At 57.0% G+C, this 16,766-nt stretch carries 7 protein-coding genes; 1 reads left to right on the top strand and 6 read right to left on the bottom strand.

Translation table 11 applies throughout. The features are described from left to right. The 6 genes from GOW16_RS03895 to GOW16_RS03870 form a co-directional block, all read right to left on the bottom strand. The coding region (locus GOW16_RS03895; RefSeq protein ID WP_368039866.1) for a beta strand repeat-containing protein at positions 1–5,471 on the bottom strand (5,471 nt) is incomplete at its 3' end. Continuing rightward, complete coding sequence (locus GOW16_RS03890; RefSeq protein ID WP_170410455.1) at positions 5,468–5,812, bottom strand: hypothetical protein; 345 nt, start codon at positions 5,810–5,812, stop codon at positions 5,468–5,470. The genes GOW16_RS03890 and GOW16_RS03895, both read right to left, overlap by 4 nt. 445 nt (positions 5,813–6,257) lie before the next feature. Then, positions 6,258–6,851 (bottom strand): tyrosine-type recombinase/integrase, encoded by a 594-nt coding sequence (locus GOW16_RS03885; RefSeq protein WP_170410451.1) that lies wholly within the window; start codon positions 6,849–6,851, stop codon positions 6,258–6,260. 82 nt (positions 6,852–6,933) lie between these two features. Beyond that, a complete protein-coding gene (locus tag GOW16_RS03880) occupies positions 6,934–9,822 on the bottom strand; it encodes a Tn3 family transposase (protein WP_170410449.1) in 2,889 nt (962 codons plus the stop codon). Between the two features lie 222 nt (positions 9,823–10,044). Further along, positions 10,045–14,970 carry an nSTAND1 domain-containing NTPase gene (locus GOW16_RS03875; protein ID WP_170410446.1) on the bottom strand — a complete coding sequence of 1,642 codons (4,926 nt, stop codon included), beginning with the start codon at positions 14,968–14,970 and terminating at the stop codon, positions 10,045–10,047. After that, on the bottom strand, positions 14,967–15,497 hold the full coding sequence (locus GOW16_RS03870; protein ID WP_170410443.1) for a hypothetical protein: 531 nt from the start codon (positions 15,495–15,497) through the stop codon (positions 14,967–14,969). Before GOW16_RS03870 ends, GOW16_RS03875 begins: the two co-directional genes overlap by 4 nt. Positions 15,498–15,575: 78 nt before the next feature. Between GOW16_RS03870 and GOW16_RS03865 the strand changes: the two genes are divergently transcribed. Continuing rightward, positions 15,576–16,760: a glycosyltransferase gene (locus GOW16_RS03865; protein ID WP_170410440.1), complete on the top strand. Its 1,185-nt coding sequence runs from the start codon at positions 15,576–15,578 to the stop codon at positions 16,758–16,760. Positions 16,761–16,766 lie beyond the last annotated feature (6 nt).

Raw genomic sequence — 16,766 nt, 5'->3', positions numbered from 1 at the left:
GTCACGGAACGGGTTTTCACATCCCATTTTCCGTCACCATCGTAATCGCGGCTTTCCGCAACAGTACGCCCGTCGGCACTGATATCGCGCACCAGCGTCGCCTTCGTGTCGCCGTCTGCGTAAGATGCGTCAGTGCGACTGGTCTGACTGCCATCATCATTGAGTGTGGTTCTGCTCCAGCTGGTGCTGTCGATGTCGCCATCCCCATCAATGTCCGTGTGCACCCATTTGTTCAGCCCGTCCGGAGAAACAACGACTTTCTCAAAGAAACTGAGGTTGTCTCCATGGTGCTGCCACATGGATGTCGTGCGATATTCGCCGGGTTTTGTTTCCGTGTAAGACGACCAGACAATCTCATTCTGCGCATCCCCATCCAGATCAAAACCCAGGGAACGTTTGGCTTTGTTTGCGGATTCAGCCTCGGTGACAACACTGGTGGCAAAACCACGTGTGTTCAGATCACGATACGTCGTTGTGACGTCCTGATCTGTGTTGATATGCGTGGTGACGGCTCGATCTGCGTGGCCGTCCCCATCCGTATCCGTGCGCGTGGCCCGGGTGCGCCCATCAGCTGCCTCAGAGGTCTGGGTGGATTGGACCAGCGACGCATTTGCCCCGAACTGATTATCGGTCTGGGTCCAGGCACCACTAGCCTGTTCCACGATAGTGCTGGTCCGATCTGTGGCGCCATCCCCGTTCAGATCCGTGACGGCGGACGTGTTAAGCCCGTTTCCGGAAGTTGTGGTGGTGACGCTTCCAATGGTTGCGCCAGCGCTATTGACGGTTGTCGCCGTCTGCACCACGTCGCCATCTGCCTCAAAGGTGGTGGCCCGGGTGGTTACAAACTCGTTGGTGCCATCGCCGTCCAGATCCGCAGTCCAGGTGGAATTGAACCCATCATCACTGGTGGACGCAACTGTCTTTGCCTGAAGCGCTCCACCGCCATCGGTGTAGCTGGTGGTTGTGGTGCGGCTGCCATCTGCAGCAAGTGCCGTTGTAGCCGTTGCAACCAACTCGTCCGTGCCATCCCCGTTTCGGTCGGTCCGGGAGGTGGTGGTCAGGCCATCGTCGCTGACGGTGCTGACCTGCGTGGCGATCAGAGTACCGGCGTCGTTGAACGACTGGGTCTGGCTGGTTTGTGTACCATCATCTGCGAGGGTTGTAGTGATGACCTGGTCATTCACCCCATTGCCATCCGCATCAATGCTGCGCGTCACGGTGCGCTCATCCGCACTGACCACGGTTGTGTCCGAGCTGAGCGTTGCGCCATTGGCCGCTGTCCGGGTTACGGTCGTGGTCTCGACACCTGCCGCATTCAGATCAACGGAGCGGGTGGCGGTCAGGTCATAATCGCCATCATTGTCCCGGTCCTCCCGGGTTGTTGTGGTCCGGCCGTCACGGGATGTTTCGATGACCGCGCGGCGATACACCGTTCCGTTCTCCGTTTTCTCTTCCACTGTTCTTGTGGTGGAGCCATCCGCATTGAGCACAGTTGTACTGTCGATGCTCTTTTCAAACGCCCCGTTTCCATCCGCATCGTAGCGGGTTGTGTCCTCAAGCCCATCATCGCTGGTGGTCGACACCATCTGGCTCTGGGTCGCGCCCGTATCGTCCAGCTTTGTTTCCGTTACCGTGACCTGACCGTCATCCCCGACAACGCGGTGAATGTGCAGGTCCGCATTGCCATCGCCATCCACATCTCTTGTCTCAAGAACATCGCGGCCGTCATCACTGGTGGTGATAACGGTCCGCGACCGCGGCGCGTCACTGGAACCGGTCACATCTGTAACCTCGGTCGTAACCGTTCGCCCGCCATCCGCGTTCAGAGTGGTCACGCTGGAGGTGACGATATCCGCCGTCTCATCCCCGTCCCGATCTGCCCGGGTCTCAATGGTCAATCCGTCATCGCTGACAGTGGTCTGCGTCCGCGACAGCAGCGATCCGTCACTGGCCTTCACATCCTGCGTGGTGGCCTTTGACCCAACGGCATTGAGCACGGTAGTGGAGGCCACCACACGTTCCGATGTGCCATCCCCATCCTTGTCTTCCGACGTAGTGGATACCAACCCATCATCGCTGACCGTGGTCACCATCTGGCTGCGCAGGCTGTCATTACCGTTTTTGACAGTGGTGGTCGTGGTCCGACCACCATCAGCATTCAGGACCGTGTCAGTGATGGAACTAGTATCAACCGTGCCATTCCCATCGAGATCACTTGCAACCGTGACCGTCAGCTTATCGTCGCTGACATTGGTCGTCTGGGTAGACCGTGTCGATCCATCAGCGTTCAGCCGGGTCTCAAGCTCGGTCCTACTGCCATCGGCATGTTGTTCCGACCGCAGAGTGACATCCATTGCACCATCGCCATTGGCATCCGTGTTTGTGATCGTCAGACGCCGGTCCGCGCTTTGGGAAACGGTAGTCTGTGAGAGCAACGTCGTTTGATCACCAGCATGGTTGGTCACCGTGTGCAGCGTGCTGCCATCGGGGTTGGAGACCCGGGTCGAGACGGATTTCCCATCCCAGCTGCCATCACCATCGATGTCGCTCAGCGTTGTCACCGTCAGCCCGTCAGCGCTGGTCACACTCTGCTGCTTGCTTATAAGTGCGCCGTCCTGCGCTTTTTCCGTGACGGTGCGGGTCGAGGTCCCGTCCGCATTCTCCACCGTCACATCAGAGATCGACCGATCCGTATCGCCATCCCCATCCGCATCGGTGCTTGTGTTTGTCACCAACCCGTCTTCGCTCGTCACCGAGATCGATTTGGTACTGAATGACCCATCCGCATTGCGCACCCAGCTGGTGGTGGTCCGCTCTCCGGTCGTTCCGTCCACGGTCACGCTCCGGCTCAGATCCGTGCTCTGGAACACACCGTCCTGATTGTGATCGATCCAGGTTTCCGAACTGACCTTGTCACTGCCCAGCGTGACCTTAACCTTGCCGCGGACAGACCCGTCGGTGTTGGTCTGCGTCGTCACCGTCTCGCGGCTGTCATCACCGTGGATCGCTGTGGATTCAACCGTGGTCAAGTCCACGTCCCCGTCGCCGTCCTGATCTACGGTCGTGGTTTTGGTCAGCGCATCTTCGGACTGGTTCTGCGTCGTTGTGCTGCGGACACTGCCGTCGCCATTCTTCACCGTCACGGTTGAAGACGTCGATTTGTCCGCATTCACCGTGATGTTCAGCTCTTCCTGAACATCCGCGTCGCCGTCGCCGTCCAGGTCGCGGGTGATGGTTTTGGTGCGGCCATCTGCCGAGACGCTTTCCGTCACCGCGCTGCGCAGCGAGCCGTCTTCGTTCAGATGCCGGATCGTTTCAGAGCGGGTCCCATCCGCATTCACCACAATCACATGAGAGATCGTCAGATCGACCGTGCCGTCACCGTCCTCATCAATGGCATCCGTCCGTGTCAGCCCGTCGGCAGAGACGGTTTCGGTCGAGCTGCGGATCACGCTGCCATCGGAGCCCCGATCTGTGGTCACGATGATCATGCTGTCGTCAGCATGGGTCGTGCGCACCTCGGTCTGGTCATACCAGCCACCACCGGTGGAATCCCGCTCGATGGTCACTGTCTTGCCATCGGCGCTGGTCGTGGTCTTTGTTGCGTTCACCAGCACGGCAGAACCGGCATCCGAGCCCGCCTTGTTGGTCACCGTCTCACTCTTGCTGCCATCCGGATTGGTCACCGTCACGATGGTCTGCAACCGGTCCACCACCCCGTCGCCATTGTCATCATAGCTGTTGGCAATCGAGGTCCCGTCCGCCGATGTCACAGAGGTGATGACAAAAGAAATGGCGCCATCGGCGCCATATCCCGTCTGGATATGCGTGCGCACCCCCTCCGTGTCGATGGTCTCGCTTTCTTCAATCCGGTAGCTTTGCGTATTGCTGACCAGCGTGGTATCCGCAACTGTGCCAGTGGTGCCATCGGATTTGGTAAAAGTGGTCTGGCCGGTAATTACCGAGCCATCGGGCAGTTCGATATTGGTCGCATCCGCCGTCAGGTCGATCGAAGTGATCCCCAGCTCATCCAGCGTCTTCGCCACAAGCGAGCCGTCAGGGAGTGTCACGAGGACTTTGAAGTCCGACCACTTCTCATCATTGGCGTCGAACACCCCGTCGCCATTGGAGTCAAACACGGACCGCAGCGCCTCAATGTCGCTCGTCGCCGTCAGGTCCCATTCGGTAAACACATACTCCCGCGTCTCGGAGATCACTCCATCCCCGTCCGCGTCGTAAAACAGAACCCCATTCCCCGCCGCAGCCCACGCCGTCTGGTTCTTCAGACCGTCTCCGCTTGAATCCACAAAAACGGTCGACTGCGACAGCTGCGTGATCTCTACGCCACTACCGTCCAAATCCAGGATGATCGGACGGTCCTCGCCGCTCAGGCCTGTTCCCGCGTTGCCTCCGCTACGGCCGGTGTTGCCATCGCCTGAACTAGAAGAACTCGAGCCTTCACTTCCAGGTCCTTCTGGTTGAGAGTTGATCGCCTCAGCCACGGCCTCAAGCAAGCCATCGGGAATAGATATGTCATCGTCATTTTTGGTACCTTCACCGGGTTTGCTGAAGTTTCCTTGAATGCCAAACTGGCCATCCAGACCAAGCCAATCGCCAAGCGCACGAACATGGCCGCCAAGGCTAACGCTGGCATGACCGTTGGCATTGACCGTCCCGTAGTTGTCTAGGAGCCCATCGCTGTAGTAGCTTGTCGCATTCGTTTGACCGACACTGACACCATTACTCCAAAACTCAATCGAACCATTGTCGCGGCTATGAGAGCCAAATTTTTGAGCCTCTAATGCTCCAAAAACAAACCCCGCAGCTTGCTCTGAATCGTCCGGTAACAGGTCGCGTAAGTTGCTCAAACCAATATAGTCAAGTATCTGTTCATAGTTTGGTGGCTGCGCAGAAAATTGGAGAGAATCTTCTAAGATTGCGTCATAGCTTAATCGTGGGGGACCGAATTGAAGAAACCCCTGATCCTGCAATTCGGCCAGAACTACATTCACCACATCATTAAATAGTGGATGTTCGTCTTTTAAGTCAGTCAATGCGTGAACAAACTCATGAGCCACAGCATGTTGCACGGAAAAAGTAGCCACTTCGCGGTCCGTGCTCAGATACTGCGTACCAATGTCACGTGCAGCAATGACCATAACATGTTGCGACCCATATCCAAAAGTCCCAGTGACTGAACTCTCCAATGAGGACACCGAAATCTGCATTGATCCCGGGCCGTGAGCGGCGACCATATGTCGAAAAGTTTGAGACTCCGGTAGCGTCATAATCGCATCGGCAATCCCATCCGCTATAGGCACTTCGATGCTGTGCCTGTCATAAGCTACAGAAATTGTTATTCTCTGGTCGGGGTTACTCTGCGAGCCGACCCATCCGTATATCTTGCCATCAGAGGTTGCACTATCTAACGCCGAGATCCCGGCACCAATTATTCCCAGCGGATCGCTCATTTCAAAATCCCGATTGGTCGAAGTTCAGAAAGTAATCCTGTTTCAATTTTTTTTAATTCTACCAATGAGAACTGACCCTTAGGCTTAACATCATCAAAGATTCCGGTTGCTTTGCAATCTAGCGCATAGAGCAATTGGGGCACTCTCTTCCCATATGAAAACCTATTCCCTTCCAATCTTCCCTCAATTGTCGCTTCTAACGAGGCGGTGCACAACCGAACCTCGTATAGGCCGTCTTCAGCACGAACCTTTGAAGTCGGTTCCAATACAATCAATCGACCATTTTTACCTGAATCTATTGGGGGGTAGGTACCTGAAAAAACCAGCATCGTTTCTTTCATTACCAACACTTTCCTTATGCGATTTATCCGGAGGTCCCAGCCTGAAGTCTTAGAAAGCTCACCTTAATGAATACGCCGAAATGATGAACTCAAGCTCTAAGTTTTATAGCAGATAGTCAATGATAAGTTGTACCAGCTGTCTGACTTTTCTCTGTGGCAATAGACTGCGCGAACATTGCATATCAACGTTCACGGAACAGTTCTCGCGCTTGAAAAACGAGCGTTTTTCGTGTGATCGCTGCGGCAACCCAATAGCGAAGTTATCACCGCCAGAAAAACCGTTTCGGAACTCATAGCGAGGTTGCTTAGTGCATCCTGACTATTCTAGCGGTGCCTCAGGGCGAAGGTGTCATCGACCCGACCTCGATGCCTGCATGAATTCGCGTCGGCCGGGCAATTCTCGGATCATGTGGAAGCATCATGGACGTGTCACGCTTTCTTTCGTCTACCAAAGCCCTTCAAACCGGCCTGCGGCCGTGCGAGTGTAATGTGCGGTGTGTCGCGGATCCCGATGCCCGAGATAATCCTGGATCAGGCGCAGGTCATGGCCTTTGTTGGCCAGCGCAAAGCCACAGGAATGTCGGAGCATATGAGGATTGATATGTCCCAGCTTCGCCTGTTTGCCGGAACGAGCAACGATATAGTTCACGGCCTGACGCGTCAGGGGCTGTTTGCGTTCAGAAACAAACAACCAAGGAAGTGTGTCTTCTCGTAAAACCATCCAACGGCGGATCGCCCGCAGTTCATCACCTGCAATTGGCTGTTCAACACTGAGCCCATTCTTGAGGCGCGATACCCAGAGCCTCGCCTGATCGAGGTCCACATCGGCGCGTCGAAGCGCAACCGTTTCAGAGACACGTAGCCCGTGCCGGAACATCAGCAGAAGCAGAAGATGGTCCCGAACGCCATGGCGGCCCCGTTTGGCCGCTTTCAGCAGCCGCTCGATTTCCGCCTCTCCCAGAAAGTCCCGACCGCGTTCATGGCCATCTGCAGGACGGTCACGTGCATGACTCTTTACATTTGGCCGGGTAGGCGGCATCTCTCAGAACCTTTCATCGTCCTTGTTTTACAGGTGAGCCTATCTATTTACTTTTTACAGTTCACGCTCTTTGTAAAGAGTTTTAGGCCGCCAGCTTTCCAAAGTTGATCCGCTTGCCAAGATCCACGTCGAACCGACCGTATGGATTGATGTGAAGATAGAAGAGTGGAGATAGCCCTTGCAGATCCCGCTCGGACAATCGATTGATCCACTCCGGTTCCGACAGGACTGATTGCACCATACGTGTGTTCACATAAACCAGTGATGCCTGAAGCAGGTGCAATGCATGCGCCGATATCTCCTGATCGGCAATGCGGTTGCTGGATATTTCGCCGCCCTTACCAAAAAAGACGAACCCGTTAGCGCTGTTCCAGTTCTCAACTACATTCAGTCCTTCATGGATTTCGCGGCGGAAAGCCTCAGAGCGCAGATAACGACACAGGAAGATCGTCTTGATCGCGCGACCCAGTTCAGCAAGCGCCTTGTACGTTGGGTGCATCACATCCGAACGGGCAAACCGCCGCAGGATGGCTTCTGGATCAGCGGTGCCGTGCTGCATGGCTGCGGCATACTTGACCATCTCATCATATTGCCGCTCAATTTCGGCCCAGTCGATCGTCCCGGACAGGATGGGAAGAAGATTGGGCAATTGAGCCCGGATACTTGTACTTGGCACGGCAAGTTTCTGGCTCGCAATCGCCTTCAGGCGCGGTGCCAGCTCAAAGCCAAGAAGATGGCAGAAAGCAAAACCGATGGCGCTCTGCCCGTGGCTATCTACATATTGGCGTTGGATCTCCATATCCGTGCAATGCCGCAAGACACCTTCGATCATTGACGCTACCTCGGAGGATGAGCAACGCTTCAACTGAGAATAGATACAGGTGGCCTGGCGTTCGACGTGCCAGTAAATCATAACGCCCCGCCCACCGTAGCGCGCGTGCCATTCCGTCATCAGGTTCCGGTCCCAAGCCCCAAACTTGGTGGAATCTGACGCACAGGCTGTTCCCGCTTCGCCCCAGATGGCAGGGTTCCGAATAGCCAGCGTCGCATCCGCGACCCGGCTGCAGGCTGCCCGTAGTGAGGACGGGTCAATGTATCGTCGCCGGATATGCAGCAGCTCGTCATGACTGATACCTGGCGTACCAGCCGCAACACGCTTCAAGCCCGCATTTGTGCCCAGACCATACAGAGAAAGCAGCAGACGTTGATCCCGCACCTCCGGTGGCAGGGCCTCGCGAGTAGCTGAGGTCTCAAAAATATCCAGAAAGCCGGTGTCCAGCGCCGTTTCTTTCAGCGTATCGAGCAGGCCGGTCATTGGCCAACGCCGCCCAACCTCTGCTTTAAGACCTGCCAGACCTTTCGGCTCTGAGGCGGGATCAAAGGGCGTGATGCAGATCCGGTTCTCACCCGACCATCGCAATCGAACCTTGTCATTGCCGGGCAACGTCGCGTTCAACTGACGTAGCTCCTGCTCAAGTTGCTCACGTACTGAGTTAGAAAAGGCGCGAGCATCCTGCGTGAGGTTCAGACCAGCATAATAAGCATTGCGCCGTTCGGGAAAATCCTTCGGCAGATCATCATCCGGATTGCGGTAGCGATCTGATCCTTCGACCCAGATTTCTTTGGCCCGAATGCGGTCCCGCAATTGCGTCAAAATACAGAGCTCATAAGAGATAACATTCAGGCGTCCTCGGTTGTCCAAAACGGTGCTTCGCCATTTGCGCGGAATGGACCCTTCCGGAGCCAGAGTGACCGGAACATAGCGTCGGCCTTCTTCATTCAGGCGGACAATCAAAGACAAAGCATCCATGATCGGCCGCCAAACCTCATTGTTTGACCGGAACTTCAAGACAGACAGCAAGGATGGCAGCATTCGGCGATAGTGGCTGGCATAGGACCCACGCATGACGGTCTGAATCCGGACATCCAATGTGCCTTTGGCCTTGTGTTCATCGATGATGGCTTTCAGCTTCGCTGCCCCCGCAACCGGGAAGATAACCTCGGCAACCCGGCCATTCGGAGCCATCATTGCCGCTGTCGCGATATCAACCAACAGTCGCTCTTTCCCGTGCACTTTCTCGATGTCAGCCGCGATCTTGCCGATGACCTTGCGTTTGGACCGTGTGCCGATGCGGTGGACGATCTCAAGCAGCAAATCCACCAGCCCGTCCAGCAATTCCGCCCTTCGCGTCATCAGATACACAGCCAACAAACCAAGGCGCTTTTCCCGATTGTGCCGGCGCATCTCGGATGCGGTTTCTCCTTCGGTCCGGCGCGCAAACAACTTGATCCAGGATGGATCAGTGGCTCCGGTCATATCATCAGGCAAATCAAGCTTCTGAATGAAAGCCAGCCGATCCGCTGCGTCCAGCACGTTTTCAAGTGTCGCGGCCCCAACGTCACCCTTCAAGCGCTGAAACCCAGTGCGCCCGCGTGGGTCTGCAAGGCTGGCTTCCAGTTCAATGGCTGCTGAATTTGACAACCGCGCAGCAACCGATGTGAGGTAGCGGCCCTGAAAGTGCTGACGAGCAGAGCGTATGATCCGCTCAATTGCTTGTTCCGAGGGCGAGACCAGATTGCGGTCTAAAAACCACTCGGCCCCCAATTCGGTCATCTCGGAGACAGAACCGCCCCGCTGAACGACATCATTGAGCAGCCAGGTTTCGAACTCTACCAAATCAGTTTGCCTGGACCGGGAGAACCCTAAATGCTCAGCAACACGTATCCGATAGCGCCGCGACCTGCGATCATCAAACAAACTGGTAGGAACATCCACAGGCCGCTCGACTTGACCGGCGACATAAGAAACCACTTCGGCTGGAACGCGTGACCAGTCTTCAACAAATCGCCCTGTTCTTTGCAAATGGCAAAGCTGAAGGGCAATTTCCAGCCGCATATCTTCCGGCTGATCCGCCAGAAACATCAGATCAGAAAAGGACAAGCCCCAATCTTCAGCAATATTCCCTGTCAAAGTAACCTCCGCCGCGTAATTCGCGCCGAAATCTCAGGGAGAACCCTTCTGAAGACAACCCTCGTTCACAAATGTTCCAGAATTTGTCCGATCTCACAGCTTCGAGCCAGTCGGGCCTATAGAGTGTCATTTCGCCCCGTTCCGCAAAGGACCCCAAGGTCTAGGAACTGGTGAAACCCTAGGGTGACATCGTTTAGCCTTCGCCTGGGCCCGAAGGCTGCGTCAGTCGCTTGTTGCACAAACCTTGCTGGCCAGTGGGAAAGACCACAACTGGTATTGGTTGCAGATGTCCCTCGGGATCACCTGACCTGTGGCGGCGATCTCGTTGAAAACTCCGATCTTGTCGCGGAGCGAAGACGTGGACAGGCGCCGAGCCTCGACCAGGTTTTCGGAAAACAACGTTGCGGCAATTACGCCGCTCGTGCCGGCATCGACGGACAAAAGGGTGGACCCTGCACCATCGTACATAGCAATCTGACGGGCGGTTTCGACATCCCAGATACGTGTTGTGCGGTCTGCTGAGCCAGTGGCGAACAGGGTGCCATCGCCAAGGAATATCATGGAAACGATCGGCCCCCGGTGTCCGGTGAGTTCGATGTAGTTGCTTTGCTCGGCAGCATTTGCCCTGTCCGGATTGGGCATTAGCAGCACGCGTCCGTCTGACAGACCTAGGGCCAACACCACGCCATCCGGCGTCGTTGCCATAGAGCGGACGCGATCATTTGTTGCGAGCGTCCAAATGGGTTCTGCACTGCCTTCGGTCACCGACCAGGCACGTGTCGTGCCATAGCCACCGGTGGCGACGACTACGTTTTGTCCGGGGATCCGCGCCATTGCCCATACCGGTGCATCGAACTGATCGAGTGTCGCAAGTTCCGTACCAGTTTCGACGTTCCACAATTTGATGACACCATCGGCGTCTCCGGTCACGATATGCCTGCTGTCGTGGATAAAGACCACGTCAGAAACCGCCGCGGAGCCGGTTACAAAGCGGGTTGGGGGACCTTGCAACGCGCTATCCCAAAGCGCCACCTGTCCGGCAAACGAGGCGGTCGCGATCCGTGACTTGTCCGGCGCGACATCAAGTGCGGAGATGCCCAGCGGATGCGCTTCACTCGATGCGTTTTCTTCGAGTGTCATGGCATTCACCGAAACAAGCCGCCCATCCCACCCCGCCGAGATCAGGTTGCCGTTTGTGCCCGCTTCGAGGAACGCGACCGCTTTTTTATGCGCGGGATAGGTAGTGATGACCCGGCCGTTGGTGGCGCGCCGCTGCAGCTCACCCTTGGCAGTGCCCAGAACAATACCGCCGTCACTGCCCAGCACATGGGTCACGCGAAATGCGGTGTCGGCGCGGATGGGTGTCGCGTCGGAGGGACGTATTCGGTAGATGTGCTCTGTGCGCTGTCGCTCGATCTGGAAGCTGTCCTCAGGGTTGACGAAATCATCGTAGGATATGGTGACGCTGCGACCGCTGGGGTCGAGGTTGATGTAGAACTCGCGATAGCCGCCCGTCTCTTCATCCAGTGTCTCGGTTTGGAAGGTAAAGAGACGTGCACCACTGATCACGTCCCAAATGGACACCGTGCCATCCCAGCTCAAGATGGCTGCGGTGCTTGCAGTGCGGTCGACGTCATATGCGTTGATGCCATGGCGTGTTTCGATCCGGGACAGCAGTTGGCCAGTCGCCACGTCGTGAAAGACCAACTCGCCTTCCTTGCGCTGGACCGAGCCCGTAATGCCATAGATGACGCTACCATCATGGCTGATGCCCACCGGCCCATGGCGGCTGGTGCTGCGGCGCGCGAACGATGCATAGTTGGAAATTTGCGATGTTGTGACAAAGGGCGAGTATCGGCCTGTGACATCGTTCGGTTCGCCGGTGCGCATATCATAGAGCGCGATGCGCTCAAATGAGTTGACCACGGCCACCGTTCCGTCACCGCTGACCGCACAATCACTGGAGCCGAACCAGTCTTCATCAATGTGCTCCGCAAGCGCGCCATCGTCGATGAGCCGCATTTCATTTTCAACTTCTAAGAAATGGTACAATCCCGCCAGTACTACGTTGTTGAATGATTGCTGTGGTTCCGAAGCGTATTCCTGCCAGTTGAACACAATTGCGTCGTTATTCGTGCCGCAACCAAAGACACGTCCGGGCAAACTGGGTCCAACGGCAAAAACATCGGTGTTTCCTAGCGAAACGCCGGGCCCTTCGACGCCTGTGACTTTGTTAAAAAATGAGTAGTAGGGGTAGCCTTGGAAAGAGGATTCCTGAAGCCACACCGTGTCGCCCAGGCCGGGGTCGTCCATCAGCCCCGTCACATTCAGAACGTCAAAGTCAGACTCTTCTTCGGCTTGCTCTGTTCGGACCAGCACGACGGGCGGTGTATCTTCGAATAGGTGAACGACCGTCAATGTACTGTCAATCGCCTGCATCAGAAGGCGGTTGCCGGTGCTGGACAGAAACACCTGGCTGATCGTGTTGTCATAGCTCACTTGTCGCACCCGTGCGCCGTCGGAGCGGCGGTGGATGTCTATCGTTCCGTCGCCGTGAAACAGGATCAGGTGTGTTTCGTCCGCGATGAATTCGGGAAATGGGAGGCGTTGAGTGAATATCAGCGTTTCGGGGTCTTCAAGGCGCTCGTTGCCGTAGGCATAGTTGGTTTCGAAACCCGCCCAATTGCGGATTTGCGTGTCGAGTACAGGCAGTTCGGTGATGACGTTGAAAAGGCGCACGCGTCCATCCTTGAGCGAGGTGGCGAGCAGATCGGATCCATCGGGCGCATAGACAGTGGCGACGTTTTCCAATCCCTTGAAGATTTTGCGTGTTGGGTCCTGATAAAGCGCGGTGGCCGCCTCGTTCGTGATCGGGCGGTCCTGTAGCGCGGGGTCATGAGGCAGGGCCATCCACGCGACAAGGCGCGCAGCGGCCGTGTCTTCGCGCTGGTGGATGTCATTCGCGATGGCCGCAATGCGCAGAGATTCGCTACGGTTCGTTTCACGCAAAGCGCGCTGTTCTTCGTTCTGGGCGCGTATAAGCGCAGTTTGAGCCCGTTTTTGCGATTCTTGGGCTGCAGCCTCACTGGCCTGAGCATCGCGCGCCGCATTTTGCGCCATTACCTCCGCAATTTCTGCTTCTTTGCGTGCGCTTTCCGCGTCCTGCTGCCGTTGCTCGGCGATCCGGGCCGAATCGCGCGCTTGAAATGTGGCAACGCCCGCCCCGATGGCGGCGATCAGCAACAGGGCGGTGAGGCCGGCGAACATGCGCGTGGTGCGGCGAGCGGACCGGGCCTTTGCCTCGGCCTCGCGAACCGCAGCAAAGCGCTGCTTTTCGGCGACTGCGTTAGATGTGTTGACATAGTCGAGCAGAGCGGGCGACAGCATGTCGCCAAAACTGTCGCGAAAATCGAGTGCTATGACCAGTGCACGGCCCGCCAGAAGGTCACCGCGCTTTGCGGCATAGGCTGCACGCAGGTCATTGACCTGATCGAGCCATTTGAGGAAATCCCTGTGATTGCCCACGTGCTGAACGATTTCAGGCCATTCGCGCAGAACGGCCTCGTGCGCGATTTCGACCGTGCGGGTCTGCGCGTGTGTATCCGACACCAGCAGTCGCTGGTCAACAAGGCTCGACACGACGGTTCGTGCCTTTTCGGTCTGAAAATCGCTCCACAGCGCAGTACGACGCGCGGGTTCTTCGGCCTCGTTGATGCGGACGAGGTAAGGGATGAAGACCTGGCGCAGGATGTCGGAATAGTCGCTTGCCGCGACACCCTGTTCGATGGCGGCGGCGCGGGCACGGTTCGCTGTTTCCTCAATCGCTTTGCGCACGCCGCCGATATGTTCGTAATCGTCCACCGTCAGTCGGTCGGCATGGCGCCGCTCGTTATATAAATTCTGCAATGTCAGGGCGAGCAGAGGCAGAGCATCAGCCCCCCGCGCATCCTCCAGCAGGCGAGGAACAAGTCCTGCTTCAACCTCGATCCCCAAACGTTCGGCGGGACCGGAGATGACCTGCGGTAGCGAGGAAGGCGGCATTGGGGACAGGTTGAACAACTGCACTTCGTTCTGCGGGATACGTTCGTCGGCTTGCAGGTGGGCCAGCATGTCCGAGCGCAGGGACAGAACAAGAATGGTGTGTGGATCGGCGTCAAGCAGGCTGCCTACAAGGGCGAGGAACTGGTCCGCTTCCTGTTGATCATCGCTGTTGAGCAGCTCTTCGGCCTGGTCGATGGGCAGGACGATCGACGGCTGCTCGCCCTTTTGGAGCAGAGTCTTCATCGCAGCTCGCCGGAAGTGTTCGACCACTTGCACGATGCCAATGGTTCCAACGGTCTCCGCGACCCCGCGAGATGTGGTTGGCATGGAGGGGTCCAGATGGGTGGCCCAACGTTTGTCGGACATCGCTAATGCCAGCGACCGCCAAAACGCCTCGTCCCCTGACAATGCGGCGATGCCGGGCCGGACGGTCGGCAGGGCTAGGTAATTCCGATCATCGCGATTGATGCGAGGCCATATGCCTGCACGCAATAGCGATGACTTGCCCGTGCCACTGCCGCCAAGGATCACCAGGATCCGCTTTTGGCCCATGGCACGGATCTGCCGAATGCATTCGATGGTCTGCAAAACTTCGGGATCGCGACCAAAGAACAGCGCGGCATCGCTTTCTTTGAGCGACCGCAAACCAGGGTAGGGGTGAGCATCGGCCTGCAGCGGAAAAGAGGCCGGCCCGGCCCCCGCTTCGGTCAGCGCGCGGCGCAGACGCTGATAAAACTCGGCATCGGACGCAAGGCTGCGGTCGATGATCTGATACCAGTCCTTGATCTCGCCCGGCATGTCGTCGAAGCTCATGTCCGCTTCGAGCTTAACGGGAATGATCGCCTTGCGAAACGTCGCGGCCAGGCGGAACTCGGTCCAGCAGACTGGCGAGTCGAGCCAACTGCGCGACAATAGAACCAGAACCGCCTCGCAGCGTTCAGCGGCACTACGCAGAGCGTCGCGCCAGGCATGTCCGCCTGAAATGCCATGCTCGGGGTCGGTGTCGATAAACACCTCGTCCGCCCAGCCATTGTTGCTGAGCCAATCGGCAATGTCGGCAGAGGCTGGCGTGTCTTCGCGCGCGTAGCTGACGAAAATCCGACTCATTGCAACGCCACGATCAGAAGGTCGGTGTCGAGCCTCTGATCCCAGAGTAGAATGTAGCCGTATTTGTTGCACCCATCACGGCCCGACACACAATCGGCGAGGGCCTGAGTTGTCCAAAGTCGGAAGACTGCGGATTGGTAGAGCCCCTGCGCGCTTGGCGGTGCGGTCAGCCGCCACGCGTCTTGACCACCGGGGGCCAACATCACGATGCGGATTGGAAAGTCGAAATCGGCCAATGGTGCGTCATTTATCGGGTCGGTCAAGCTTGCGCCGACGATCAGTTGAATGCCTGCGGTGCCTGAAAACAGGGTCACAGGGTCCTGCGATGCAGGTGGTTTGCCAGTGGGGCAGTCCAGCGTGACGTCGAAGGCGAGCCCGGATTGCGGGTCAGATCCTACGTCCTGTTCCGCGCTAAGGTAACAGGCCAGGTCACCCGATATCTCGACTTGCGCTTTGCCCGGACCTGCCCAGACGCTGCACAGCAGAGCGGCAGATAAAACAATTGAGGTACAAAGCGGCCAAGACATATCGCGTCTCGTTAAATGCTGGTCAAAAATAAAAAGTGTTTCTACAAAAGTAGAGTGTTTGACCCAGGATTTGTCAACATGGCAACCTTTATGTTTCTGTTTTTTGTCTGTGCAGCACTGGCCCGATTGTTTGTTGTCTTTGTGCTGTCGCTTTTTTCCGCACGCCGGGTCGAGGACGTGTCGCTGTCTGATGTGGACTTGGCTGAAGTGACGATCATAGTCCCGGCATTGGACGAAGCGCCCGGGCTTGCCGTGCGCATGGATGCTCTCCTGAACTGCGCTGGTTACGGGGCGTCAGTGGTGTTTGTGGATGACGGGTCGCGCGATGAGACCCTAACCATTGCGCGCAACAAACTAGAGGGTTGCACGGGTGCATGTGTCATCTCCTTTCCCGACAATCGGGGCAAGACCGCGGCGTTAAATGCGGGGCTTGAAGCGGCGACGACGCCCTACGTGTTGACGCTTGACGCGGATACGCATGTCGATGTGGATAGTCTTTGGCGCGCTGTCCTGGCGCTGGATCACCCGACAGCCATCGCCACGCATCAGGATATCGTTGCCTTTGACGTGTCCGTGCCGTTCAGCAGGTCGCTTTTTTCCGAGATACAAGGCGTGGAATATGATGGTGCATTGAACTTTGAACGCTGCGGACAGGGCATGGTACGCGGCATCTCTGTAGCGCCGGGTGCTGCATCGCTTTGGCGGCGGGCACCACTGGTCGACACTGGCGGATTTTTCGCTGACACGGTCACTGAAGATGTTGATGCCACTTTGCGTCTTGCGGCGCTGGGTCACGCCACCATTCACGTGGCTGGTGCGGTGGCCTGGACTGACGCGCCCGACAACATGCGGCATCTTTTGGTTCAGCGCCGCCGGTGGTGCCTGGGCCATTGGCAGAACATCCCTTTGCATATGCCGCGAGCCGGTGACGCACGCGCCTATTGCTGGATCACTTATCCGAATTTTGTTTTTCTGAGCGTCTTCATGCCTGCCATGGCGGCTGCCAGCGCGCTCTTGTTGGTGACCGAATTGGATATGGAACGAACCGTCTTTGTCTGGTTGCTCGCCGTGTGGTTGCCGTTGGTATACGTCCAGAGGGCATGCGGTTTGTGGTTTGCACGGCGACGCAGCAGCCCGATTGCCTTTTTGATCGAACCGTTCACCACCGCGCTGTTGCACATGGTTGCGTTCCTGCTTGTCGCTGTGGTCGCGCTCCGTCGTTTGGCGGGGCGACGCGTCGATGTCTGGGACATTCGCACATGAAGCTAC

Source organism: Ruegeria atlantica, assembly GCF_013033965.1.
Taxonomy (GTDB): Bacteria; Pseudomonadota; Alphaproteobacteria; order Rhodobacterales; family Rhodobacteraceae; genus Ruegeria; species Ruegeria atlantica_D.
Note: the sequence above shows the minus strand (reverse complement) of the source record. Positions and strands in the feature narration are given on the sequence as shown.